The organism is Sphingomonas sp. (genome assembly GCF_041661825.1).
GTDB lineage: Bacteria > Pseudomonadota > Alphaproteobacteria > Sphingomonadales > Sphingomonadaceae > Sphingomonas.
The window spans coordinates 695,495-720,179 of sequence record NZ_JBAZTU010000004.1 but is presented as its reverse complement, the minus strand read 5'-3'; the positions used below and the strand labels follow the sequence as shown (position 1 = coordinate 720,179).

The window sequence follows — 24,685 nt, the reverse complement described above, 5'->3', positions numbered from 1 at the left end:
GCGGTTATGCTGAAACCGTGGCGGGGGAATGGCGATGGCGAAACTGAAATCGAGCAGCGATCGTAGGGCGGGTGCGGTCGACCGGACCGTGGTGCGCGCGGCGATTCATCCGGCGATCGGGATCGCGCGGATCGGCGACAGCAAGACCGAGTATTTCATCGGGCCGGAAACCATCGCGCCGCCGGGTCCGGACACCCCGCCCGAGACCTGGCGCGACAAGAAGGGCGCGATCAAGCGGCAGGCAGCCCGCTTCCGTCTCTATGGCTATAACGCCGCGGGCGAGGTGGTTCGCGAGCTGACCCCCGACACTGCAGAGATCGTTTGGACCGCGCACCTCGCGAACCGCAAGGCGCAGTGGTATCAGTTCCAGTACGCGCTCGACATTCCCGAGGCGGTCAATGCCTCCGACAACCAGTTCTCGCTGCGCAACCGCAAGGTGAAGGACCGCAGCGGGCTGGCGATCGATCCGGGGCCGCGCAGCATCTCTGGCTGCGACATTTCGGGCGGGCCCGACCATGCGTTCGACACGGGCACTTTCAAGGCAGCGGCCAAGCAGCCGGTGGTCGTGCCGCTCGGCGAGATCCGCACCGACGCCGCCGGCCGGCTGATCATACTGGGCGGGACCGGCGAATCGGCCTCGCCGACTCATGCCCCGGTGTTCGATCCGGCCAATCCGCCGAGCTTCAACAATGCCGATGACTGGTATGACGACACGTCGGACGGACCGGTGACCGCCACTGTCTCGATCGACGGCAAGCCGATTCCGGTCGAATCGGCATGGGTGGTGGTGGCACCGCCCAATTACGCGCCCGGCGTGATGAGCTGGCGCACCATGTACGACCTGATGTGCGACGTGTCGGTCGAGGCGGGCCTGATGACCATGCCCGACACGCCCTCCTTCGCCCGTGACATCCTGCCCATCCTCAACCGGCTGACCGGGCTGCAATGGGTCAACAAGGGATTCGCCGCCTATTTCGGCAAGGGCGCGCCGATGGATTTCACCAACCACGATCTCATCGCCAAGCTGTCGCACAAGCCGGCCGGCACGCGCGACGATCCCTATGGCGAGTTGCGCCTCGCCATTCTGCACAGTTTCCGCCCGAACAAGCCGCTCGTTGCCGAACCAGTGAGCTGGCCGCATATCTGGCCGTGGATTTATGGCGATGCGTTCGGCAGCTTCCCTGCGAACAGCACGGGCAACATGCTGCCGATGACGGGGCTGCAGGAAGGGCTGCTGCGCCGCTGGGCGGCGGGGCATTTCATCGCCGACTGGCCCGAACAGGCGCCGCCGGCGGTGTTCGAGACGATCCCGCTGGCCGAGCAGCCGGGGACGCTCGACCGCGCGGCGCTCGATTATTGCCTGGCCGACACGTTCCATCCGGGCTGCGAGATGACCTGGCCGATGCGCCATGCCAGCCTTTATTCGGCCCCGTTCCGCATCCGCGCGCGGCCGGCGGGCGAGTCCGAGCCGAATTACGGCGCGACCTTGAATCCGGTCAACGTCGCTTTGGTCAACGGCCCGCTCTACGCGCAACCGCCCGGCGGCCTGACGCGCTGGATGGCGGTTCCCTGGCAGGGCGACACGGCCTTTTGCCGATCGGGGTACGACCCCGATTTCGACCCGTATCTGCCGACCTTCTGGGCGGCGCGCGTGCCCAACCAAGTGCTGACCGCCGAGGATTACGACGTGGTGATGGACAGCTCGCTCCCCCGCGAACAGCGGCTCGCGGCCTATCAGCGCCGTGCCAACTGGCTCCGGGCGATCGACCAGGCCAGCACGCCCGATGTGATGCTGAAGATGATCGCCCAGTTCGGCGAGCTGGGGATCGTCGAGGCGCGACCGGGCATTGCGGATGACCCCGATTTCCCGGAAATCATCCATGTCGAGACGCTGGCCGCGGGGAAGCTGAGGAAGGGCGCGCTCAAGGCCACCGCCCTGCTGGCCGAGCTCGACCGGCCGCTCACCCGACTCGAGAAAGCGGGCTGGGCAAGCCACGAGCAGTTCGAGGCGTTCCGGTCGGTGCGTGTCCATCGCGAGTGACGGCAGCGGCCCGCGTCGCGTCGATATATTGGTGGCGGGGGCAGGGCCGGCCGGATCGGTCGCCGCGCTCGAACTGGCGCGGGCGGGGCTTTCCGTGCTGGTCGCCGACCGGCTAGGGCCGGCGCCATCGAAGATCGGCGAGACGCTGCCGGGCGCAGCGATCCGGCTGCTGCATCGGCTCGAGCTGGGGTCGATCGCCCAGACAAATGACGTCACGGGTCATTGCCATGTCGGCGGCACGCTGACCGCGTGGGATTCCGCGACGATGATCGCGAGCGATGCCATGGCCGACCCCTATGGCGCCGGCATCCGGCTCGATCGCGCGCGATTCGACGCAGCGTTGCGCCAGGCGAGCCTGGATGGCGGGGCGGCATCCCATTCGGCCAACATCTCGACGCTTGAGCGCGCGAGGGAGGGCTGGACCGTCGGGCTCGACGATGGTCGGCAGATAACAGCGTCCTGGCTGGTCGATGCCACCGGCCGGCGCGGCAAGCTCGCACGGCTGATCGGCACGCGGCGGCGGCGCCACCGCGCACTGGTCGCCGTCTATCGCTACGGCCGCCCGACGTTCAACGCGGCGCTCGACCGCACCATCATCGAGGCGCGACCGAACGGCTGGTTCTATGCCGGGCAGCTGGGGGACGGGCGCTGGGCCTTCGGTTTCCACACCTCGCCCGAAGAGGCTGCTTTGCTGCGACGCGACCCGGCGCGGTGGGACGCGATCCTGCGCGAGGCGCCAGGCCTGACCGCGTTGCTCGGCGAACCCCGGTTCGATCCCGGCCTGGTCTTTCGCGATGCGCGCGACGGCGGTCTCGCCTCGCCGGTCGGGGAAGGCTGGGTGGCGTGCGGGGATTCGGCGTTGAGCTTCGACCCGATCGCCGGGCAGGGGCTGTTCAATGCGCTGCGATCCGGCATGGCCGCCGCGCGGTACGTCGTCGCCGCGATCGCAGGGGAATCCGGGTCCGGTTACGCCGCCGAACTCGCCCAGGTCGCTTCGGTTTACACCGAGCGGCGCCGGGCCCTGTACGACGCGCAGCGGCGCTGGCCCGATGCACCGTTCTGGCGTTTCCAGCGCGACGAGCCCTTGTAGCCACGGATTTCCAACCGAATCGGATATAGTCTTTCGGGAATCCGGCGCCTCGAAAAGGCCGGCACACCCAATATTTACCTGTCGTCGGCATAGCTCGGATGAATGACACCGGGGGAAACCGAGGAATGACCGAGATGCTGGGCAGCCAGGCTTTCGAAAGAGCAGCGCCCGCGAGTGCCGGCGTCGCCCTGCCTGACGCGGCGGGCGAAGCCATCGGGTTCGTGTTCGAGATCGCCGGATCGAGCAGCCAGGTGATGCTCGACGCGCGCGCGCTGGAGACCGCGTCGCGGCACAGCGACCCGGTCGCGGCCAGCGCCGGGCAGGTCGGCACCCAGATCAAGATGCGCGTCGGCAATGCCTGGTTGATCGCCAATATCCGGTCGCTGAGGCTGGCCGACGGATCGAACGACCGCATCGCCGCGCAGGTCGATTTCCTGGGCGAGGGCGACGAGGAAAGGCTGACCGGCAAGCTGTACAAATTCCGCCGCGGCGTGACGCGGTATCCCACCCCCGGCTGCCGCATCTACCCGGTGACCACCGCCGACCTGAAGCAGATCTATGCCGCGGACGACCGCGCCAATATCGAGATCGGCACCGTTTATCCGACCAAGGACATCCGCGCCGCGCTTTATATCGATGCGATGCTCGGCAAGCATTTCGCGCTGCTCGGATCGACCGGTACCGGCAAGTCGACCAGCGCCGCGCTGATCCTTCACCGCATCTGCGAGCTCGCGCCGCAGGGTCATATCGTGATGGTCGATCCGCACGGCGAATATGGCGCCGCGTTCAAGGACAACGGCGCGATCTTCGACGTGTCCAACCTGCAGATGCCGTACTGGCTGATGAATTTCGAGGAGCATTGCGAGGTGTTCGTCACCTCCGGCGGTTCGGAGCACCAGATCGACGCCGATATCCTAGCCAAATGCCTGTTGATGGCGCGCGCCAAGGGCCGGCTCGGCCAGGAGATTTCCAAGCTGACGGTCGACGCGCCGATCCCGTATCTGCTGAGCGACCTGACCAATTTGATCCAGCTCGAAATGGGCAAGATGGACCGGGCCGGCGACACCGCGCCCTATCTGCGGCTCAAGACCAAGATCGAGGAGATCAAGGCCGATCCGCGCTATGGCTTCATGTTCTCCGGCATGCTCGTCGCGGACACGATGGCGGGTTTCATCCAGCGCATCTTCCGCCTGCCCGGCGACGGCAAGCCGATCTCGATCATCGACGTGTCGGGCGTGCCGTCCGAAATCACCTCGGTGGTGGTCGCGGTGCTGAGCCGGATGGTGTTCGACTATGCGATCTGGTCGCGCGGCGAAGCGCAGCGCCCGATCCTGCTCGTCTGCGAGGAAGCGCACCGCTACATCCCCAATGAGCGCAACGCCGACAATTCGTCGGTCGGCAAAATCCTCAGCCGGATCGCCAAGGAAGGCCGCAAATATGGCGTGTCGCTTGGCCTGATCACGCAGCGACCGTCGGATCTGGCGGAAGGCGTGCTGTCGCAGCTCGGCACGATCATCTCGATGCGCCTGAACAACGACCGCGACCAGGCGTTCGTCCGCGCGGCGATGCCCGAAGGCGCGCGCGGCTTCCTCGATTCGATCCCGGCGCTGCGCAACCGCGAATGCATCATCTGCGGCGAAGGCGTCGCCATCCCGATCCGCGTCTCGTTCGACGGGCTGGAAGAGAATAAGCGCCCGGCCTCGGAAGATCCGCTCTTCTCCGAATTGTGGCGCGAAGTCGGCAACGAGGACCAGATCATCAGCCGCACCCTGAAGCGCTGGCGTTCGCAGGGGCGGTAGGGGTCCGTACTCACTACCCGCAATGGCCGTGATCGCCCGGAGAGAGGCGCTGGCAAGGAAGGTTGCGCCGTCGCGGGCTGGTAGCCCGCGCAAGCAGCCTGACGCCGCCAGCACCTCTCTCCGGGCGACCCCTTCGGGGCGGGCGGCTTTTGGCGTGATGCGGCGTCGCGCGCCAAGAGTCCTTTGGGGTCACGATGGAAAGCCATCGTTCCCTCCTTGCTCCTTGCCTCACGCCAAAATCCGCTCCGTCACGGCCGTTGCGGGTAGTGAGTACGGACCCTCGGCAGCCTCAGGTCAGGCGCGGCAGCCACATCCCCATCGCCGCGCCGAAAATCCCGATCGCCGTACCGAGCGTCAGCAGGGCCAGCACGGTCGCCATGGCGTAGCGGCCTGGCGCCGAGCCGCTATCCTGCGCGCGTAGATAGAGTTCGAGCAGGGCGAGCGGCACGAGATAGCAGCCGAATGCCCAGAAGCGCACGAACGGGCCGTCGAACCCTTTGCCGCCGATACCGACCGGCCCCTGGTTGAGCAGGATCCAGCACATCATCCCGACGCGGAAGAACCACACGCCGCTGACCAGGATGAAACTGCGCAGCGCCCAGCGACGATGCGCGGCGATGCGGCGGGCGCGCGCCAAACGCCACGCCGAGACAGCGGCGATCAGGATGAGCACGCCGTTGATGCTGATGCCGACCCGCATCGCCGCACCGCCCGCGGTACCGCGAGTCCAGACCATGTAGATGCCGGTCAGGCTGATCACGATCGCGGTGAGGATGTAGAGCCGCCCGTTCCAGCGATGAAGGGGCAGGAACCGGGTACGAATCCAGGGAAGAAGCTGAAGCGGGCCGCCGATGGTGATGACTGCCGCCAGCAGCAGATGCGCGGCGAGTGCGACATTGCCGATGGCGCCGCCCGCGACATAGCCGCCGACCAGCACGTCGTTCCATCTGGCGAAATCGCCCTGCGCGGCGGCCCCGCCATAGAAACCGGCGATATAGAGGACGAACAGCCATTGGCCGAGCATTGCCGTCAGGAACCAGGCGGTGCCCGAGGCCCGCAACGCTTTGGCGGCGGTTGCAGCCTGAGTCTTGTTCGGTTCTTCCATCCACCGGGCTTTAGTCCGCCCCGGATTCCGGGCACATGACGCCGGAGATCAGAAACATGGCTTTGCGTTGCAGGGAGGGGAGATGGCCGAACCCACCGTATCGGCGGGCTATGCCGGCAATCTGATGCAGTTCGCGGTGGCGAAGGGCGCCGACGCGGCGCTGCTCGGCGAGCGATCGGGCATCACGCCGGACGATTTGGCCGATCCCGACAATCGCGTGCCGATGGCCCGCTATGTCGCGTTGATGAAGGCGGCCAGGGAGCTGTGCGACGCCCCCGCCCTGGCGCTGGACCTGGGCGCGGAAAAGGATTTCAAGGAAATCTCCGTCGTGGGACTGATCTGCTACGCCGCGCCGACCATGGGCGCGGCGCTGATCGAGCTGAACCGCTTCAGCCGCCTGACGGCCGAGGTCGACATTCCGGTGGACGGCGGGCGATTCCAGCTCACCCCGATCGACGCGGAATTATGGCTGGTCGACATGCGCAGCGACCCGAACGCCTTTCCCGAGATGACTGAGGCGACCTGGTCACGCTTCATTTCTGAGACCAGCCGGCATTTCCCCGACGCCCCCTTTGCCAAGGCAGTCCACGTCACGCACGACGCGCCGGGCCACGCCCCGGATTACGAACGCGTGCTGAAGGTGCCGGTGACCTTTGGCAGCGACAAGAACGCGATCATGATCGATCCGTCCTGGCTGTCGATCGAGCTGCACCAGCCGAACCGTTATGTTTTCGGCGTGCTGAGCGAGCATGCCGACCGCCTGCTGAAGGGCCTGGAAAAGGCGACGACGATCCGCGGACAGGTGGAAAGCCTCGCGATTCCGCTGCTCCACACCGGCGACCTGGCCATGGACGATATCGCGCGGCGGATGGGGATGAGCCGTCCGTCGCTCTATCGGCGGCTGAGGGAGGAGGGTGTCAGCTTCGAAGCGCTGATCGATGATCTGCGTCATCGCATGGCGCTGCATTATCTGGGCGGCCGGAAAGCATCCGTGAACGAAACCGCCTATCTGGTCGGCTTTTCTGACCCGAGCTCCTTTTCGAGAGCGTTCAAGCGCTGGACCGGATCGAGCCCGCGTAACCGGAAATCCGGCTGACCGGGATCAGTGCGCGCCGGGCTTTACCGCCATCAGATTGGCATAGCGTGCCTTGAACGCGCGGAGCGCATCGCCGGAGAGTTGCGCCAGGCTGGAGAAGGACATGGACCGCGGATTGACCGCGATGCCGTTCTTCCACACTTCCCAATGGAGATGCGGACCGGTCGAGAGGCCGGTCGAGCCGATATAGCCGATGACCTGGCCGGCCGCGACGCGCGTGCCGGGGCGCACCGCGATGCGACTCATATGGCCATAGCCGGTGCCGATGCCGCCACCATGCGCCAGCTTCACGAAATTGCCGTACCCCGCGTTGCGCCCGGCAAAGGCGACGACGCCCGCCATCGCGGCATGGATCGGTGCGCCATAAGGAGCGCCGATATCGAGCCCCTTGTGCATGCGGGTGAAGCCGAGCAGCGGATGGCGGCGCAGGCCGAAGGTCGAGGTGATATGCCCGGCAACGGGCATGCCCATGGTGCCGCGCCGCTCATACTGGCCCGACGCCTCATACCATTGGCCGTCATTCCATTTGATCAGCTGAGTCTTCTTGCGGCCCTGATCGAGCCCGGCGAACATCAGGCTGCCGATCTGGACTTCGCCGGTCGCGGCGCGGGCCTGTTCGACGATGATGTCGAAGGTGTCGCCGGCGCCGACATCGCGGCCGACCGAGAGCCGCGTCGCCATCGCCTTGATATAGGATTCGACGATCTTGGCGGGGACACCGGCAGCGCGGGCCGAGCGATAAAGGCTGCGGCCGGCCAGGCCCTGGAAACGGGCCGGCGTGTGATCGATCACGATCGGGTGGCGGGTCAGGACGAGGGCGCCATTCACGCGCGACACGCTGAGATTGAGGTCGAAGCGCGCGCGGAACGACAGGAGATCGAGCGGCCGCGCGACATCGCGAGTCGGGCGGCGCCCGAGCGTCATGTCGATCGGCGTGCCCGGCTTGATGTCGCCAAGGCCGACCGCGCCCGAGACGAGGTTGGCCGCAGAGGACGCATCGCCTTCGGACACGCCGGCGCGCTGGAGCACGCGGGCGAAGCTGTCGCCATTGCCGAACAGGGTGGTGAGATCGATGATCGGGCGTTCGGGCGTTTCGGTGAGCGGCGCGACCAGATCGTTCGCCGCCATGTGCCGCCCGGTATCGGCACCCCAGGCGAGCGGGGCGATCGATTGCGCGCGCGCCTCGTCCCAGTCGGTGCCTTCGAGCGCGGGTGGCGCGACACCCGGAATCGTCGTGTCGAAGCTCGGTGCGAGCATCCAGGTGGCAGTGCAGAGCGCGGCGCAGGTCGCAGCGCCACGCCACCAGTCGACCGAGCCAATCTGCGATCCGAGATCCGGCGCCCAGTCGATCCGCGCGATCGCGTCGCGCAGACGATCGATCGTGCGCGGTTCGGCCAGCGGCACGATCGCCCGGCCGAACGACAGGGTTGCGGTGCCACCCGCCTGATCCGATCCATGGTCACTGCGCAAAAACAAAGGCTGTTCGCCCCCAAGGTCGCGGCGCCGTCTGAAAAAAGAACCCCCCGGCGCGAGGTCAAATGACTGTGGCGATATTCTCCTAAAGTCAAATTAAGGAATGTTCCGGGGTGGGACTCGCACGGCGAAACGTGGCCGCGCTGCGACAACCCGCCACAGGCATTGAGGATTCACCAAATCCGTCAAGCATTCGATATGGTTAGCGCAGATTCCGATCGTGGCAGGTTGCGCCCGCGCGATCGGCACGCGATGTTGGTCGCACGATGAGGCGTGACAGCGAACGTCCGGTCACTGCGGTGCTGGGGCCGACCAATACCGGCAAGACCCATTTGGCGGTCGAGCGGCTGTGCGGCCATTCGAGCGGCATGATCGGCTTTCCGCTGCGGCTGCTCGCCCGCGAGGTCTATGACCGGGTGGTGAAGATCAAGGGCGCGAACCAGGTCGCGCTGATCACCGGCGAAGAGAAGATCGTCCCGAAGGACGCCCGCTGGTTCCTGTGCACCGTCGAAAGCATGCCGGTCGACCGCGACCTCGCCTTTGTCGGGATCGACGAAGCGCAATTGGGTGCCGATCCGGAGCGCGGGCATGTCTTCACGGATCGCATCCTCCGCGCGCGAGGGCGCGAGGAGACGATGATCCTTGGTTCCGAGGCGCTTCGGCCGATGCTCAAGGCGCTGGTGCCGGGGATCGACATCCTCAACCGGCCGCGTTTCTCGACGCTCAGCTATGCCGGTGCGCGGAAGATTTCGCGGTTGCCCAAAAGGTCAGCGATCGTCGCCTTTTCGGCCGAGGAGGTCTACGCGGTCGCCGAGATGCTGCGGCGGCTGCGCGGGGGCGCGGCGGTGGTGATGGGCGCGCTATCGCCGCGCACGCGCAATGCGCAGGTCGCGATGTTCCAGGCGGGCGAGGTCGACTATCTCGTCGCGACCGATGCGATCGGCATGGGGCTCAACATGGACGTGGCGCATGTCGCCTTTGCCAGTCTCGACAAGTTCGACGGGCATCGCCAGCGCCGGCTGACCGTGGCGGAGATGGCGCAGATCGCCGGACGCGCGGGCCGGCACCAGCGCGATGGGACCTTCGGTGCGCTGGTCGAGGAAGGCCCGGGCGCCTTCACCCCGGAGGAAGTGCTGGCGATCGAGGAGCATCGCTTCCCACGGCTCGACTTTCTCTATTGGCGCGACGGCGACCCCGACATGGCGAGCGTGGATGTGCTGATCGCCAGCCTGGAGACGCGGCCGACCGAGCGCGTGCTGCGCGCCGCGCCGCAATCGACCGATCTCGCCATTTTGAAACGCCTCGTCGAAGAGGGTTGGGTGCGCGACCGGGTGCGCTCGCCCGCCATGGTCAAACGGCTCTGGGCGGCGGCAGGGTTGCCCGATTTCCGCAAGCTCGGCGTCGATCCGCATGCGCGTTTCGCCGGGCGGGTGTTCGGGCATCTTAGCGAAGGTACCGGCCATATCCCGCACACCTGGTTCGCCGAGGAAATCGCCCGGCTCGACAACGTCGCAGGCGATGTCGAGACCCTGGCCGGGCGGATCGCGGCGGCGCGAAGCTGGGCCTATATCGCCAACCGGCCGGACTGGCTGGCCGACCCGACGCATTGGGCGGCGCGGGCGGCGGCGGTGGAGGAACGGCTGTCGGACGCGCTGCATCTCAGCCTGACTCAGCGCTTCGTCGACAAGCGCACCACGATGCTGCTGCGCCAGATCGGCGCCGACAAGGCTGCCCTGCCCGTGACGATCGGGCCCGAGGGCGAAGTGATGGTCGAGGAGCACGCGATCGGGCGGCTTGACGGCTTCCGCTTCAGCGTCGCGGCCGATGCGCGGCACGGCGACAAGCGGCTGTTGCTCGCCGCCGCCGAGCGCCGGCTCGGCGACGAGCGGGCGCGGCGGGGCGAGACACTTGCGAGGGCCGAGGATGCGGCGCTGGCGATCGACGACAGCGCGCGGCCGGCGATCCTGTGGGAGGGGCTGAAGGTTGCCGACCTCGCGCCCGGCCCGTCGCTGGCGCGGCCGCGCGTGAAGCTCGATCGGTCGCTCGATTGCCTCGAACGCGGGCTGCAGGCCCGGGCGCGATCAAGGCTGGAAGAATGGCTGGCCGGCCAGATCGCCCGGCGCCTGCCGGGGCTGGTCGCACTCGACGCGGCGCAGCGCGATCCGGCAGCTACGCCGCCGCTCCGGGCGGTCGCGGCGGCGCTGGTGGGCGCGGGCGGAATCGTTGCGCGTGGTGGGATCGATGCCGCGGTGGATGCACTCGACGCGGGCGCCCGCAAGCGGCTGAGGGTCATCGGGGTGACGATCGGCGCGCTCGACCTGTTCGATCAGCGGCTGCTCAAGCCTGGCCCCGCGCGCTGGCGGCGGATGCTGATCGCGGCACAGGCCGAGAGCGCGCCGGGTGCCGCACCGCCCGACGGCGCAAGCGTGCTGGCACGCGGTGCGCAGGGCGCGACGCTCGCGGATGGCTATCGCCCGCTCGGCAACCAGGCGGTGCGGGTCGACCTGGCGGAACGCATCGCCCGTGCTGCACATGATGCGCGCGCCGGACGCAAGCCGTTCGCGCCCGATCCGGCGCTCGCCACGTCGATCGGCGTGACGCCCGAGACGCTGGCACGGCTGATGGCAGCGCTCGGTTTCCGCACCGCGCCGGCGCAGGAAGGCGCGCCGCGCTGGGTGTGGCGCGGGCTGACCCGCGCCAGGGTGGCCCCGCCGCCGCGCGACAATGCCTTTGCCGCCCTTGCTGGCCTTCGGTCCACGCATGGCTAGCGGCGCGGCTGACGGCGCGACGATGCGGCTCGACCGGTTCCTCTGGTTCATCCGCCTCGCCAAAACCCGCAGCGCGGCCCAGAAGATCGCCGGCGAAGGCCGGTTGCGGCTCGATGGCCGGGCGGTCGACCGGGCCCATGCCAATGTGCGCGTCGGCAGCGTGATCGCCTTCATGCAGGGCATGCGGGTACGCGCGATCCGGGTCGAGGCATTGCCGGCGCGGCGTGGGCCAGCACCCGAAGCACAGGCCTGTTACACCGACCTTGTCATTGAGAACGTCTCGCATCAGGCTTCGAGCGATTGACGACGGCCACGGCCGGGCATAGCAGACGGGTCGTTTCGTCGGACCTGATCGGTCCGGGGGCGTTTCGTCGGACCCTTGGCGTTCCGAACTGGGGAGTATGCAATGACCTACGTCGTCACCGATGCCTGCATCAAGTGCAAGTACATGGACTGCGTCGAGGTCTGTCCGGTCGATTGCTTCTACGAAGGCGAGAACATGCTGGTGATCAATCCCAGCGAGTGCATCGATTGCGGCGTGTGCGAGCCCGAATGCCCGGCAGAGGCGATCCTGCCCGATACCGAGAATGGTCTCGAGAAATGGCTCGAGCTGAACAACACCTTCTCGTCGCAATGGCCCAACGTCACGCGTAAGAACGACCAGACCCCGACGGACGCCGACGAGCACAAGGGCGAAGACGGCAAGTATGACAAATACTTCTCGCCGGAGCCTGGTTCGGGCGACTGATCGCCGCCTTTTTAGTCGTTTCCGTACTATTTTTTGCGGGGGCGACCCGCAATGGGCGTACTGCGTCTGGTAATTTTATTACGACTCTGCTACATGATGTAGGACGGAGGCGCGGATTCGCGTCATCCGGCTGGAGACGTTTAAATCAACATCCCCTTATCGCGCGCACGCAGCCCCGCTGCCGCCGCGCACCCTCAGGGGAACCAGTCCACGGAAAGGCTCAACGGAATGGCTGCCAAGGCGCTGTCCTTCGACGTCGGCGATTATGTCGTTTACCCCAAGCACGGCGTTGGCCGTGTCATCGAACTGCAGCGGCAGGAAATCGCCGGCATGCAACTCGAACTCTATGTTCTCCGTTTCGAAAAGGAGCGCATGACGCTCCGCGTGCCGACCAACAAGGCCGAGAGCGTCGGCATGCGCAAGCTGTCGTCGGACAAGACGCTGCGCGAGGCGCTCGACACGCTGACCGGCAAGCCGCGCGTGAAGCGTACCATGTGGTCGCGTCGCGCCCAGGAATATGAAGCGAAGATCAATTCGGGCGACCTGGTGTCGATCGCCGAAGTGGTCCGAGATCTGTTCCGCGCCGACGACCAGCCCGAGCAGAGCTATTCGGAGCGTCAGATCTTCGAAGCGGCGACCAGCCGTCTCGCACGCGAACTCGCGGCGATGGAGCAGGTCGACGAGCCGACCGCTCAGGAAAAGATCCTGGAGATCCTCCGCAAGGCGGCGGCGATCCACAACAAGGACAAGGCCCCCGCCTGATCGCGGGAGCATACTCCAGACGGGAGGGGCGGCCGGCGACGGTCGCCCCTTTTCGTTTGGGTTGCGTATCCCGCCTTGGTGTGTTATTAAACCAATACACACAAGGAGACTATCATGCGCTTCGTTGCCCTGATCCTGGCCCTGCCGCTGACGGCGGTTCCGCTCGCGGCTTGCTCGTTCACGTCGAGCGGTGAAGATTCGAAACCCGGTATCGCCGGGTCGGGCAGCGGTACCACCCGCAGCTACTCGGTGGCCGATTTCACCGGCGTCGAGCTGCGCGGCTCGGACGATGTCGATGTGCGCGTGGGCACCGGCTTTTCGGTGCGCGCCGAGGGGCCGTCGGAACAGCTCGACAAGCTCAAGATCGAAAGGGTCGGCGATACGCTGCGGGTCGGCCGGATCAACGGCAACAGCTTCAGCTGGGGCAGCGGCGACCATAAGGGCGTGAAGATCTTCGTGACGATGCCGCGCATCGCCGAGGCAAGCATCGCCGGATCGGGCGACATGGCGGTCGACCGGGTCGAGGGCCAGAGCTTCAACGGCTCGAGCGCTGGTTCGGGCAATCTCGAGGTCGCGGCGATCAATGTCGAAACGGGCAAATTCTCGATCGCGGGATCGGGCGACATCGGCCTGAAAGGCAGCGCCAAGAAGCTGACCATCGATATCGCCGGGTCGGGCGGCGTCGACGCGCCGGGCCTGACCGCCCAGGGCGCAGAAGTGTCGATTGCCGGATCGGGTAGCGTGCGCGCCACGGTAAAGGGCGGTGCCGCTGTGTCGATGATGGGATCGGGCGATGTCGATCTTGGCCCGGACGCCAAATGCGCGACCTCCAAGATGGGGTCAGGCGATGTGCGCTGCGGTAGCTGAGCTACGTATACGCCGCTCTTGCCTGAACGCGTGATTGGGGCGATGCCGGGCGGATGATCCGCCTCCTGCCCGCGCTCTTCCTGTTGCTCCTGCCCGTGTCGGCCGGCGCGGCCGATCGGACCTATTCGATCGGCAGCTTCGACCGGGTCCGCGTCGAGGGCCCGTTCCAGGTGCAGCTCCTGACCGGCAAGTCGCCCGGCGCGCGCGCCTCGGGCGAGACGCGGGTGATCGAGAGCCTCGACATCAGGGTCGAGGGGACGACGCTGATCATCCGTGCCGGCATCAACGGCTGGGGCGAGCAGCCCGTCGCAGGCAACAAGGGCGCGCCGGTGATCACCGTGTCGAGCCTGGCGATCCGCAGCGCGATCGTGATCGGCGGCGGGCGACTGAGCGTCACCGGCCCCGTTCGCGGCCAGCGCATCGACCTGTCGGTGAGCGGCAGCGGTGCGATCGACGCCGGTGCGATCCAGGCCGACCAGTTCAACGCGACGATGCTCGGATCGGGCAGCATGAAGCTGGGCGGCCGCGCCGCCAAGGTTCAGCTGACTGCCAATGGGACGGGCGGGATCGATGCGGCAGCGCTGACCGCCAGCGACCTGATCCTGCTGCTCGACGGCCCGGGCGAGATGCGCGCGACCGCCCGCTTCACGGCGAAGGTCACCACCACCGGCCTGGGCGCCGTCACCGTCTATGGCAGTCCGGCCTGCACCGTGAAGGCAGTGGCGGGCGGCCCAGTGAGCTGTGGCAAGCTGCCAGCGCCTTAAATCAGGCCCAGTCCGGCGAGCTTGCCCATCAGCGCGGCGGGCATCTGATCGCCCACCACCATATCGCCGTCGAGATCGGCGGGCGCATCGGCATCCTCGAGATAGCGCCAACCCTGGTGCGCGCGCTTGGGCCGGGCCTGGGTGAGGATCAGCTTCGGATCGATATGAATCGCGACGCGTCCGCCTTCCGCGTCGCCGAAATGAAGGATCGGGGAGCGGGCGATAAGCTGATGCTTGATGATCCAGAACAGCGAGCCTTGCCCCGCAATCTCCTCGTGCCTTTTGGGCAGATAGCGCGTGGTCAGGAACACGGGGCCAGCCTCCGCACGCAGCAGCAGCCGCTCGGCGAGATGGTCGACTCCCGTGGCGGCAAACGCGACTTTCGTCATATGCAGCGGCATTTCAGGTATTTGGGAGGCCGGGGCTCAACCGCCAAGGCCCCATAGGGTGGCAAGGCCGAGGAACGAGAAGAATCCCATCACATCCGTCATCATCGTGACGAACACCGCCGAGGACACCGCCGGATCGACCCCGGCGCGTTCGAGCCCGACCGGGACCAGCACGCCGGACAGGCCGGCGATCAGATTGTTGATCACCATCGCCATGGCGATGACGATGGCGAGATCGGCATTGCCGAAGATGAGATAGGTGCCGAGCCCGATCAGCACGCCGAGCATCGAGCCATTGGCCGCGGCGATGGTAAATTCGCGCATGATCATGCGCTGCGTGTTGGAACTGGTCAGCTGATTCGTGGCAAGGGCGCGCACCACCACCGCGAGCGTCTGCGTACCGGCATTGCCGCCCATACCCGAGACGATCGGCATCAGCACCGCGAGCAAGGCGAATCGCCCGATCTCGCCCTGGAACAGCCCGACCACCGAGGCGGCGAGCATCGCCGTGCCGAGATTGACGGTCAGCCAAGTGATTCGCGTGCGCACGGTCAGCCGGATCGGCTCGTTGATGTCGCCCTCGCCCGCGCCGGACAGGCGCAGGATATCCTCACCGGCCTCTTCGGAGATGATGTGGACGATGTCGTCGACGGTGATCATGCCGACCAGCCGCCCGCCCGAATCGACCACCGCGGCCGAGATCAGCGCATATTTCTGGAAGCGCAGCGCGACCTCCTCCTGGTCCATATCGACCGGAATCAGGGTCTGCTCGCGCTTCATCACATCAGCGATCGAGACGGTGCGCGGGGTGCGCAGGATCCAGGAGAGCTGGCAGGTGCCGACCGGCTTGTGCGCGGGATCGACGACGAAGATCTCCCAGAAATCGGTGGTCAGCTCCTCATGGCCGCGCAGATAGTCGATCGCGTCGCCGACGCTCCAATGCTCGGGCACCGCGATCAGCTCGCGCTGCATCAGGCGGCCGGCGGATTCCTCGGGATAGGAGAGCGCTTCCTCGATCGCGGCGCGATCGTCGGGGTCGAGCGCGCGGAGCACGGCGCGCTGGTCGTCCTCCTCCATGTCCTCGATGATCGCGACCGCGTCGTCGGTATCGAGCTCCGAGGCAATGTCCGCGACTTCGTGCGGCTCGAGCGCGTCGATCAGGTCCTCGCGGACATAATCGTTCATCTCGGCGAACACATCGGCGTCGAGCAGGTCAGTGATCGCCTTGGCGAGATCGGCGCGCTCTTCGTGCGGCGTCAGCTCGAACAGATCGGCGATGTCGGCAGGGTGGAGCGGCTCGACCAGGGCGCGCGCTGCCTCGGTATCGCCCTGCTCGACCGCGTCGAGCACGGCGCGGACGAACTCTGGCTTCAGCCGGTCATCCTCGTCGAGCTGCTGTCCCTCGGTGTCCTGCTGGCTCAGTTCGGTCTCGCTCATCCTGACCTCCCAAAGCCCGTGCGACGGCCCGGCTCTACCCTCGCGCGGCGCCAAAGCCAAATCAACATGACAGCATTTGTAACGGGACCGAAATCCAGGTTTCGCTTACCCGGTCCATGGCTCACAGCCGGACGGAAGGGGTTCGAAATGCGACCCCGGGCCTCTTCCGTCTCCGGGCCTGCGCTCAGATAGACACGCCCCCGTGTGAGCGCGGGCCCGCCCCATTCCGGCGCCAGCTGCCATTGCGGTTCTCGAAGACGGCCCCTAGGTGCGGGGACCATTTTCTTCAGGAGCCCTCCCACATGGCCGATTCCCCGGAAACCCTTACCCTGACCCTCGACGGCGGCGACGTGACGATCAAGCTGCGTCCCGATCTGGCGCCGCAGCATGTCGCGCGCATCGTCGAGCTCGCCAATGACGGCTTTTACGACGGCGTCGTCTTCCACCGTGTGATCCCGGGCTTCATGGCTCAGGGCGGCGACCCCACCGGCACCGGCATGTCCGGATCGGACAAGCCCAATCTGGCTGCGGAATTCTCCAAGGAACCGCATGTGCGCGGCGTTTGCTCGATGGCGCGGGCGCAGAGCCCGAACAGCGCGAACAGCCAGTTCTTCATCTGCTTCGACGATGCGCGCTTCCTCGACAACCAGTACACCGTGTGGGGCGAAGTGACGTCCGGCATGGAGCATGTCGACGCACTGCCCAAGGGCGAGCCGCCGCGCGAGCCGGGCAAGATCGTCAAGGCACGCGCTGCCTGATTTTCAAAAGCCCCTCCCCTTCGGCGGAGGGGCTTTTTTTTTATACCGCCGGGTCGCCGATCGTTTCGATCAGCCAGTCGTGGAATAGCCGCACCGGCCGTTGCGCGAGCGCACGGGGGCGGCAGGCGAACCAATAGCTGTACGGGCTCTCCACCTCGATATCGAACAGCTTGACCAGCCGCTCGTCATGCGCGTCCTCGAAATGGCTTTCGTGCATGAAGGCGATGCCGAGACCCTGCGCTGCCGCCTCGAGCATCAACGCGCCCGAATCGAAATGATCGATTGCCAGCGGCTCAAGATCGTCGAGCCCTGCGGCGCGACGCCAGGCCGTGAAGGTGTCGGGCATGTCGCGGTGGACCAAAGCGGTGAGGCCGGCGAGTTGTTTCGGTTTGGTGATGGGATCGGCGCGCTCGACCAGGTCGCGCGCGCCGATGACGTAGACCGAATTGCGATCGAGCCTTTTGCCGTAGAGCGCCGGATCGATCTCCCGCGCCAGGGCGATCACGGCGTCGAGCCCGTCGCCCAGCCGGGCGAGCCCGTGCGCCGCGGTATCGATGTCCAGATGCAGCTCCGGGTGCTTGGCGCGCAACTCCCCGAGCCGCGGGAACAGCCGCTGCGAAGCGAACAGCGGCAGGATGCCGAGCCGAAGCCGCAACACGTCGGTACCGCTGGTCATCACTTCGACTGCGTCGGACAGGCTGTCGAGCGCAGGCGCGATCTGGGCGATCAGGCGTTCCCCATCGGCATTCAGTACAACGGCCTGGTGGCGGCGATCGAACAATGGCTTGCCGATGAAGCGTTCGAGCGCCTGGATTCGACGGCTTAGCGCAGGCGGGGATAGCGCCAGTTCCTGCGAGGCGGCCTTGATCGAGCCGAGGCGCGCAACCTGCACGAATGCCTCGATTGCGGTCAGCGGCGGCAATCTGCGCATGATCGAAGCGCTCCCTTCACGCCAGCATTGTGCGCCGCGTCATATACCCTGTGTTCCAAATCTACCATCGTCCCTCGTGCGATTGCCAGCATTGATTGCAGTAAACGCAATTGCACCGACTCTTTTCGCACTTGCAGCATAAACCGCAGCGCAGCATATAGAGCAGGCCTTTCAGGCATCCTCTCCTAAAACTTTCAAGGCCGGCCCCACGGGGTCGGCCCTTTTTTTGTCTGCTTCCAGTGGCTTACCCGAAGCAGACAACCCACCCCCTCGTATCTGCGGAACCACGATCCTATCTCGCGCGCTCAACGTCGAGTTCTCGAGGGGATCATACATGGCCGATGGCGAAGCGCCCGTTCGGAAATTGCAGGTGGCGAATGCCAGGCCGGAAGACAGCGGCCGGGGCCTGGCGCATATGCCGCGCGCGCTGATGGCGGCGCTGGGCATCGGCGAAGGCGACGTGATCGAGATCGTCGGCAAGTCGACCACCCCCGCGCGCGCCGTTGCGCCTTATGCCGAGGACGAGGGCCTGGAGATCATCCGCATCGACGGTCTGCAGCGCGCCAATGCCGGTGCCGGCTCGGGCGATTTCGTCGAGGTACGCAAGGTCGAATCCAAGCCGGCGACGCGCGTGGTGTTCGCCCCCGCGCAGCAGAATCTGCGCCTCGAAGGATCGTCCAACGCGCTGAAGCGCACTTTCTTCGGCCGGCCGCTGACTCAGGGCGATGTCGTCGCTACCGCCGGGCAGCAGCGCGTCGACAATATGCCGCCGGGTGTTCAGCAGTTCTTGCGCGCGCCCGCCTATGCGCTGCAGGAGATTCGCCTCGCGGTGATCGGCACGACGCCCAAGGGCGTCGTGCATGTCGACGAGAATACCGAGATCGAGCTGCGGCCCGAATATGAGGAGCCCAAGGAGGCCCGCCGCGCCGATGTGACCTATGACGATATCGGCGGCATGGGCCCGACGATCGACCAGCTGCGCGAGATGGTCGAGCTCCCCTTGCGCTATCCCGAACTGTTCCAGCGCCTGGGCGTCGATCCGCCCAAGGGCGTGTTGCTGCACGGGCCGCCCGGCACCGGCAAGACGCGTCTCGCGCGTGCTGTCGCCAATGAGAGCGCAGCCGAATTCTATCTGATCAACGGCCCCGAGATCATGGGCTCGGCCTATGGCGAATCCGAAGGCAAGCTCCGCCAGGTGTTCGAGGAAGCGGCCAAGAATGCGCCCTCGATCGTGTTCATCGACGAGATCGATTCGATCGCGCCGAAACGCGGGCAGGTGTCGGGCGAAGCGGAGAAGCGCCTCGTCGCGCAGTTGCTGACCTTGATGGACGGGCTGGAAGCGCGCGCCAATGTCGTGGTCATCGCCGCGACCAATCGCCCCGAGGCGATCGACGAGGCGTTGAGAAGGCCGGGCCGGTTCGACCGCGAGATCGTCGTCGGCGTGCCGGACGAGCGTGGCCGCCGCGAGATCCTGGGTATCCACACCCGCGGCATGCCGCTGGGCGACAAGGTCGACCTCAACGAACTGGCGCGGACCACGTACGGCTTCGTCGGCGCCGATCTCGCCGCGCTGGCGCGCGAGGCGGCGATCGAGGCAGTGCGCAAGATCATGCCGCGCCTGAACCTGGCCGAGGGCACCATCCCGCCCGAAGTACTCGATACGCTTGCCGTGACGCGTGAGGATTTCCTCGATGCGCTGAAACGCGTCCAGCCGAGCGCGATGCGCGAGGTGATGGTGGAGGCGCCGCGCGTCCGCTGGGAGGATGTCGGCGGGCTCGACAAGGCGCAGGCGCGCCTGAAGGAAGGCGTCGAGCTGCCGCTGAAGGACCCCGACGCGTTCCGCCGTCTCGGCATCCGCCCGGCCAAGGGCTTCCTGCTCTATGGCCCGCCCGGCACCGGCAAGACGCTGCTGGCCAAGGCAGTCGCACGCGAGGCGGAGGCGAATTTCATCGCCACCAAATCCAGCGACCTGCTGAGCAAATGGTACGGTGAATCGGAGCAACAGATTGCCCGGCTGTTCGCCCGGGCACGGCAGGTGGCACCCTGCGTGATCTTCATCGACGAGCTCGATTCGCTGGTCCCGGCGCGCGGCGGGGGGCTCGGCGAGCCCCAGGTCACCGAACGGGTCGTCAACACGATCCTGTCCGAGATGGACGGGCTCGAGGAGTTGCAGTCAGTCGTCGTGATCGGTGCGACCAACCGGCCGAACCTGATCGACCCGGCATTGCTGCGGCCGGGCCGCTTCGATGAGCTGGTCTATGTCGGCGTGCCGGACAAGGCAGGCCGGCGGCGCATCCTGGCAATCCAGACCGGCAAGATGCCGCTCGCGGCCGATGTCGATCTCGACGAAATGGCGAGTCGCACCGAGCGCTTCACCGGCGCCGACCTGGAGGATCTGGTCCGTCGGGCCGGTCTCGTCGCGCTGCGCCAGTCGCTATCCGCCGCCGAAGTCACGATGGCGCATTTCGAGGAAGCGCTGGCGGATTCGCGCGCCTCGGTGACCCCGGACATGGAACGCGAATATGAGCAGATGGCAGCGCGGCTGAAGCAGGAAGCCTCAGCCATCCAGCCGATCGGCTTCATCAACCCCGGGCAGCTTCGCCCCCATGGGCCGAAGGGCAGCGACTAAGGGGTCCCGCAGGGCGAACCAGCAATAGCCCAGCAGAAGGATGAGCGCGGCACCCGCTGTCAGATAGGGCAGCGCGTGCTGCGCCTCATAGAGCCCGACCCCGATCGACGGCCCGAGCACGAAGGAGGCGCCGTTGATCGAGGTGACCTTGCCGGCGACCGATCCCTGCGCGGCATGCCCGACCGCCAGCGATGAGCCGGCGGTGAAGCCGGGCCGGGTGAACCCGAAGCCGATCGACGCCAGCGCATAAGCGGTCGCGATGCCGTAGAGCGAGGTCGCGAGACCAGTCAGCGCGCATCCCATCGCGCCGATGACCAGGCCGACCAGCATCAATTGCCGCGGCTTCATGTCGAGCAGCGGGATGATGCCCCATTGCACCAGCAGGGCCGCGCCCGCGCCCATCATCAGAACGATGCCGGTCGGCTGGAGCGCGTCGACCGGGGCCAGGTGCAGCCGGTCGATGACGAGGAAGCCGACTGCCTGGCTGGTCATCGCCTGCGCATGGCCCATCACCAGCCCGGCGATCATCCAGGCGCGGACGCGCGGATCGAAATAGCCGACGCGCTCGCTATGCGGCTCGATCGCGGCCGTGATGCTGGCGCCGGTGCTCTGCCCGCCGATCGAGGGATAGGCATTGGCCGCGCCGCCATGCGTGCCGGGCTGCGGCGTCCGGTCATTGGGCAGCCGCTTGAGCACGGCGATGTAGATGCCGACCGCGAACAGGGCGAAGATGAAGGCGGGGCCGGCCAGCCCAATTTCGACTGCGCCGATGCTGCCGAGGATCAGGAACGGGGCGATCGCCGGACCCAGGATCGTACCGAGCCCGAAGGCCGAGCCGAGCAGGGTGAGCGCGCGCGTGCGCTCCTCGCGGCTGGTGCGGCCGGCGACCAGCGCCTGGACCGCCGGGGGCGCAGCGGAGCCGAAGGTGCCGTAGATCAGCCGCCCGCCGATGAAGCAGATGAAGGCGGCCGTACCGCTGATCCAGCCATTGATCCCGGCGGCGAGGAACAGGCCGCACAGCAGCAGCGAGACGCAGAAGCCACCGACCCCGAGCAGGATCATCGCCCGCCGCCCATGTTTGTCCGAACGATTGGCCCAATAGGGCGCGGCGACCACCCACAGCAGCGCCGACACCGAAAAGGCAGCGGCGACCGCGCTGTCGGGCACTTTCAGCGAGCGCCCAAGCGCGGGCAGGACGGATTGCAGCGCGGTGTTGCCCGCGGCGATCGTCAGCATCACCAGGAACAGGAGCGCGAAATCGCGATTGACCTCGGGCGCCCTCACCCCTTTGCCCACGCGTAGGAACGCTCGGCCGCACAGACGATCACTTCATAGCTCTCATACCAGCGCGCCCGTCCGGTATCGCGGATCGTCTTGTGCTCGGGATGGTCGCGCCACGCGAGCGCGCTGCCCTCGTCCGCCCAGAAACTGAGCGTGATGCCGAGCCCGTCGGGCCCGCGCGTGCTCTCGATTCCGCGATAGCCGGGCTGGGATTTCGCGAGCGAATCCATCGCCTCGGCGGCGGCGGCATAGCCCGCATCGTCCACGGCGGTGCGCCGGGAGAGGAAGATCACCACGATCTGGCCGGTCCGGTCGTCGCGCATGCGCCTCGCTTAGGCGCTTCCCGGCGGTGTGCAACCCTGAACGGGACGCTCATCGCGTCGCGGGAGGACCCTAAGACTTGAATGTTCGTTACAGGATTGCGACAGATGCTCGTGACTCATCAAAACAAGGATCGCCAGTGACCGTTTCCACCACTGCCGCGCGACGCCAGCGCCGGGCCGCCGCCGGAGTGTCTTCACCCTGGGCCATGTTCCTGAAAGGGTTCATGAAACATCCGGTGATGGTCGGATCGATCGTTCCTTCCTCGGGCAAGCTGATCCGCAAGATGCTTGGCCCGGTGGACTGGCAGAATACGAAGCTGTTCGTCGAATATGGCCCGGGCGTCGGCACCTTCTGCCCGCATATCCTGGAGCGGCTCGCTCCCGATGCGACCTATATCGCGATCGACACCAACCCCGATTTCATCCGCTATCTGCGCCACGAGATCACCGACCCGCGTTTTCTCGCGGTGAGCGGATCGGCGGCCGATGTACGCCAGATCGTCCAGGACCATGGTTTCGACCATGCCGATTACGTCCTGTCGGGCCTGCCCTTCTCGACTCTGCCCGCCGGCGTGGGCGACGCGATCGGCCAGGCGACCGCCGACGTGCTGCGTCCGGGCGGCGCCTTCCTGGTCTATCAATTTTCGCCCAAGTGCCGCGACTTCATCGAGCCCTATCTTCCGAAGATCGACCACGACATGGAGTGGTGGAACGTACCGCCGGCCCAGCTCTATTGGGCGTGGAAGGAATAGCGCTCAGGGCTTTTTCGTCAGCCGCTTGCGCGGGCCGAAATTGAGCCTCTTCGTCACATTATAGTCGAGCACGGTCATCACGAAAAAGGCCGCCGCCTGCTTCGTGCGGACCCACCAGTTGGTGCGCGCCTTGTACAGCGCGGAGGTGATTCGTTCGGATTGGTCGACCTCGCCGTCGACATAGGCGCGTACATGCACGGCAAAGGCCTTGTCGTCGATCCGGAGCATCATCTCCAGGTTCAGGAACAGGCTGCGGATGTCGTAATTGGCCGAGCCGATATAGACGACATCGTCGATCACGAAGAGCTTGGTGTGGAGCTTGGTCGGCTGATATTCGTAGATCTCGACGCGCTTGCGCAGCAGCCCCGCATAGGTGAAGCGCGACGCCCAGATCGCCGCGCCATGATCGTTCTTCGACGGCAGGACGATGCGTACCTTGCCGCGCATACCGGCCCGGTCGAGCCGCTTCAGCATGCCGGAGCTTGGCGCGAAATAGCCGGCGATGATGTCGATCCTCTGCGCAATTTGCAGATCCCGCTTCACCGCGCGCGCCCAGGGTGACAGGCGCCGCGTCGGGCCGCCGAACAGCCAGCGCGTCTTGCCTTCGGGCTCGCTCCAGGTGCCGAGAGCGCGGCGCAGCGAGCGGAGTGGTGCCTTGGGCTGTTTCGACCAGCGCGACAGCGCGTCGAAATAGCCGGCGATGTGCGCGGCGGCGGGCCCCTCAACCAGCAGCCCCAGATCGCGCCACGCCTGTTCGGCCGGGGTGCCGAAATAGCTGTCCTGTACGTTGAAGCCGCCGATGATCGCCCGCGCTTCATCCGCCAGTGCCAGCTTCTGATGGTTGCGCAGCAGGTAGCGCCGGCCCCAGCGCGGCACGAAGCGGCAGACATCGACGCCCGCATCGCGCAGCGGCTCGAAGAAATGATGCTGCTCGGCATGCTCGCTGCCCAGGCCATCGATCACCAGCGACACCGCCACGCCGCGCGCCGCTGCGTCGAGCATCGCCTGGCGGACCCGCGCGCCCGCGGCGTCGTCGACATAGATGTAGTAGATGATGCGCAACGTGCGCTCGGCGCCCGCGATGAGCGCGATCAGCGCCTCGAGCCGGCGTGGTCCGGTATCGAGCATGGTCAGTGTGTTGCCGTCGACAGTGAAGCTCGGCTGGACGGCGGGTTCGGTCATCGTCCAGATGTGGTCGCGTGGCGAGGCGGGGGCAAGCCGGATTCCTTGACTCTTGGCAGGCGGCACCCTAGATCGCCGGTCTTCATTCTATCGTTGTTTGCGAAGGAAGCCGTTCATGGCGCGCGTCACTGTCGAGGATTGCGTCGACAAGATTCCCAACCGGTTCGATCTGGTGTTGTTCGCAGCGCAGCGTGCGCGGCAGATTTCCGGCGGTGCCGACCTGACGATCGACCGCGATCGCGACAAGAACCCGGTGGTCGCGCTGCGCGAGATCGCCGAGGAGACGGTGCGCCCGAATCACCTGGAAGAGGCAGTCGTTTCCGGTCTGCAGCGCGTCCAGGTCGACGACGAGGACACGCCCGACGAGATCGGCAGCCTGGCTGCATCGGCGGAGGCACTCCGCCTCACCGCCGCCGCGCCGCCGCGCAACCAGAATCTGGGCGGCGACTACGAGGGCTGAGCCCTTCGGTCATCGGACGAACAAAAAGCC

The 24,685-nt window shown here is 66.6% G+C and carries 22 protein-coding genes; 14 read left to right on the top strand and 8 right to left on the bottom strand.

The window, feature by feature from the left end:
* Positions 1–34: 34 nt before the first annotated feature.
* The 3 genes from WC729_RS22145 to WC729_RS22135 all read left to right on the top strand — a co-directional run bounded on the left by WC729_RS22145 (position 35) and on the right by WC729_RS22135 (position 4,930).
* Positions 35–2,041, top strand: coding sequence for a LodA/GoxA family CTQ-dependent oxidase (locus tag WC729_RS22145; protein ID WP_372856590.1), 2,007 nt, complete (start codon positions 35–37; stop codon positions 2,039–2,041).
* Positions 2,025–3,131 (top strand): FAD-dependent monooxygenase, encoded by a 1,107-nt coding sequence (locus WC729_RS22140; RefSeq protein ID WP_372856589.1) that lies wholly within the window; start codon positions 2,025–2,027, stop codon positions 3,129–3,131. Before WC729_RS22145 ends, WC729_RS22140 begins: the two co-directional genes overlap by 17 nt.
* 125 nt (positions 3,132–3,256) lie before the next feature.
* Positions 3,257–4,930, top strand: coding sequence for an ATP-binding protein (locus WC729_RS22135; RefSeq protein ID WP_372856588.1), 1,674 nt, complete (start codon positions 3,257–3,259; stop codon positions 4,928–4,930).
* 289 nt (positions 4,931–5,219) lie between these two features.
* On the opposite strand, the gene WC729_RS22130 is transcribed toward WC729_RS22135, so the two are convergent.
* On the bottom strand, positions 5,220–6,035 hold the full coding sequence (locus WC729_RS22130; protein WP_372856587.1) for a DUF2306 domain-containing protein: 816 nt from the start codon (positions 6,033–6,035) through the stop codon (positions 5,220–5,222).
* An 82-nt stretch (positions 6,036–6,117) separates the two neighbouring features.
* Here WC729_RS22130 and WC729_RS22125 point away from each other — a divergent pair, with 82 nt between their 5' ends.
* On the top strand, positions 6,118–7,131 hold the full coding sequence (locus tag WC729_RS22125; protein ID WP_372856586.1) for an AraC family transcriptional regulator: 1,014 nt from the start codon (positions 6,118–6,120) through the stop codon (positions 7,129–7,131).
* Positions 7,132–7,137: 6 nt separating this feature from the next.
* On the opposite strand, the gene WC729_RS22120 is transcribed toward WC729_RS22125, so the two are convergent.
* The gene (locus WC729_RS22120; RefSeq protein WP_372856585.1) at positions 7,138–8,607 is read right to left on the bottom strand and encodes a M23 family metallopeptidase; all 1,470 of its coding nucleotides are present in this window, start codon (positions 8,605–8,607) and stop codon (positions 7,138–7,140) included.
* 263 nt (positions 8,608–8,870) lie between these two features.
* Between WC729_RS22120 and WC729_RS22115 the strand changes: the two genes are divergently transcribed.
* The 6 genes from WC729_RS22115 (at position 8,871) to WC729_RS22090 (ending at position 14,513) form a co-directional block, all read left to right on the top strand.
* The gene (locus tag WC729_RS22115; protein ID WP_372856584.1) at positions 8,871–11,372 is read left to right on the top strand and encodes a helicase-related protein; all 2,502 of its coding nucleotides are present in this window, start codon (positions 8,871–8,873) and stop codon (positions 11,370–11,372) included.
* Positions 11,365–11,676 (top strand): RNA-binding S4 domain-containing protein, encoded by a 312-nt coding sequence (locus WC729_RS22110; protein WP_372856583.1) that lies wholly within the window; start codon positions 11,365–11,367, stop codon positions 11,674–11,676. The genes WC729_RS22115 and WC729_RS22110 overlap by 8 nt, the downstream gene beginning before the upstream one ends.
* Before the next feature lie 102 nt (positions 11,677–11,778).
* The gene (fdxA, locus tag WC729_RS22105) at positions 11,779–12,120 is read left to right on the top strand and encodes a ferredoxin FdxA (protein WP_372856582.1); all 342 of its coding nucleotides are present in this window, start codon (positions 11,779–11,781) and stop codon (positions 12,118–12,120) included.
* A 228-nt stretch (positions 12,121–12,348) separates the two neighbouring features.
* The gene (locus tag WC729_RS22100) at positions 12,349–12,882 is read left to right on the top strand and encodes a CarD family transcriptional regulator (RefSeq protein WP_372856581.1); all 534 of its coding nucleotides are present in this window, start codon (positions 12,349–12,351) and stop codon (positions 12,880–12,882) included.
* Positions 12,883–12,996: 114 nt separating this feature from the next.
* Entirely contained in the window at positions 12,997–13,749 is a 753-nt protein-coding gene (locus tag WC729_RS22095; protein WP_372856580.1) for a head GIN domain-containing protein, read from the top strand.
* A 53-nt stretch (positions 13,750–13,802) separates the two neighbouring features.
* Positions 13,803–14,513: a head GIN domain-containing protein gene (locus tag WC729_RS22090; protein WP_372856579.1), complete on the top strand. Its 711-nt coding sequence runs from the start codon at positions 13,803–13,805 to the stop codon at positions 14,511–14,513.
* On the opposite strand, the gene WC729_RS22085 is transcribed toward WC729_RS22090, so the two are convergent.
* Together WC729_RS22085 and mgtE are read right to left on the bottom strand one after the other, a co-directional pair.
* Entirely contained in the window at positions 14,510–14,914 is a 405-nt protein-coding gene (locus WC729_RS22085; protein ID WP_372856578.1) for a DUF1489 family protein, read from the bottom strand. The two genes, WC729_RS22090 and WC729_RS22085, sit on opposite strands and share 4 nt — an antisense overlap.
* A 24-nt stretch (positions 14,915–14,938) precedes the next feature.
* The gene (gene mgtE, locus WC729_RS22080) at positions 14,939–16,339 is read right to left on the bottom strand and encodes a magnesium transporter (protein ID WP_372856577.1); all 1,401 of its coding nucleotides are present in this window, start codon (positions 16,337–16,339) and stop codon (positions 14,939–14,941) included.
* 302 nt (positions 16,340–16,641) lie between these two features.
* On the opposite strand from mgtE, the gene WC729_RS22075 reads away from it, so the two are divergent.
* Complete coding sequence (locus tag WC729_RS22075; protein ID WP_372856576.1) at positions 16,642–17,097, top strand: peptidylprolyl isomerase; 456 nt, start codon at positions 16,642–16,644, stop codon at positions 17,095–17,097.
* Positions 17,098–17,137: 40 nt separating this feature from the next.
* On the opposite strand, the gene WC729_RS22070 is transcribed toward WC729_RS22075, so the two are convergent.
* Positions 17,138–18,028: a LysR substrate-binding domain-containing protein gene (locus WC729_RS22070; protein WP_372856575.1), complete on the bottom strand. Its 891-nt coding sequence runs from the start codon at positions 18,026–18,028 to the stop codon at positions 17,138–17,140.
* A 334-nt stretch (positions 18,029–18,362) separates the two neighbouring features.
* On the opposite strand from WC729_RS22070, the gene WC729_RS22065 reads away from it, so the two are divergent.
* Positions 18,363–20,657, top strand: a complete 2,295-nt coding sequence (locus WC729_RS22065) for a CDC48 family AAA ATPase (protein WP_372856574.1) — start codon at positions 18,363–18,365, stop codon at positions 20,655–20,657.
* Here the strand turns inward: WC729_RS22065 and WC729_RS22060 are convergent.
* Both WC729_RS22060 and WC729_RS22055 read right to left on the bottom strand, forming a co-directional pair.
* A complete protein-coding gene (locus WC729_RS22060) occupies positions 20,586–21,893 on the bottom strand; it encodes an MFS transporter (RefSeq protein WP_372856653.1) in 1,308 nt (435 codons plus the stop codon). The genes WC729_RS22065 and WC729_RS22060 overlap by 72 nt on opposite strands.
* Positions 21,894–21,937: 44 nt before the next feature.
* Entirely contained in the window at positions 21,938–22,261 is a 324-nt protein-coding gene (locus tag WC729_RS22055; protein WP_372856573.1) for an antibiotic biosynthesis monooxygenase, read from the bottom strand.
* Positions 22,262–22,398: 137 nt separating this feature from the next.
* Between WC729_RS22055 and WC729_RS22050 the strand changes: the two genes are divergently transcribed.
* Positions 22,399–23,013 (top strand): class I SAM-dependent methyltransferase, encoded by a 615-nt coding sequence (locus tag WC729_RS22050; RefSeq protein WP_372856572.1) that lies wholly within the window; start codon positions 22,399–22,401, stop codon positions 23,011–23,013.
* A gap of 3 nt (positions 23,014–23,016) precedes the next feature.
* On the opposite strand, the gene WC729_RS22045 is transcribed toward WC729_RS22050, so the two are convergent.
* On the bottom strand, positions 23,017–24,195 hold the full coding sequence (locus WC729_RS22045) for a phosphatidylserine/phosphatidylglycerophosphate/cardiolipin synthase family protein (protein WP_372856571.1): 1,179 nt from the start codon (positions 24,193–24,195) through the stop codon (positions 23,017–23,019).
* A 115-nt stretch (positions 24,196–24,310) separates the two neighbouring features.
* On the opposite strand from WC729_RS22045, the gene rpoZ reads away from it, so the two are divergent.
* Positions 24,311–24,655 carry a DNA-directed RNA polymerase subunit omega gene (gene rpoZ, locus WC729_RS22040; protein ID WP_272624204.1) on the top strand — a complete coding sequence of 115 codons (345 nt, stop codon included), beginning with the start codon at positions 24,311–24,313 and terminating at the stop codon, positions 24,653–24,655.
* Positions 24,656–24,685: the final 30 nt, after the last annotated feature.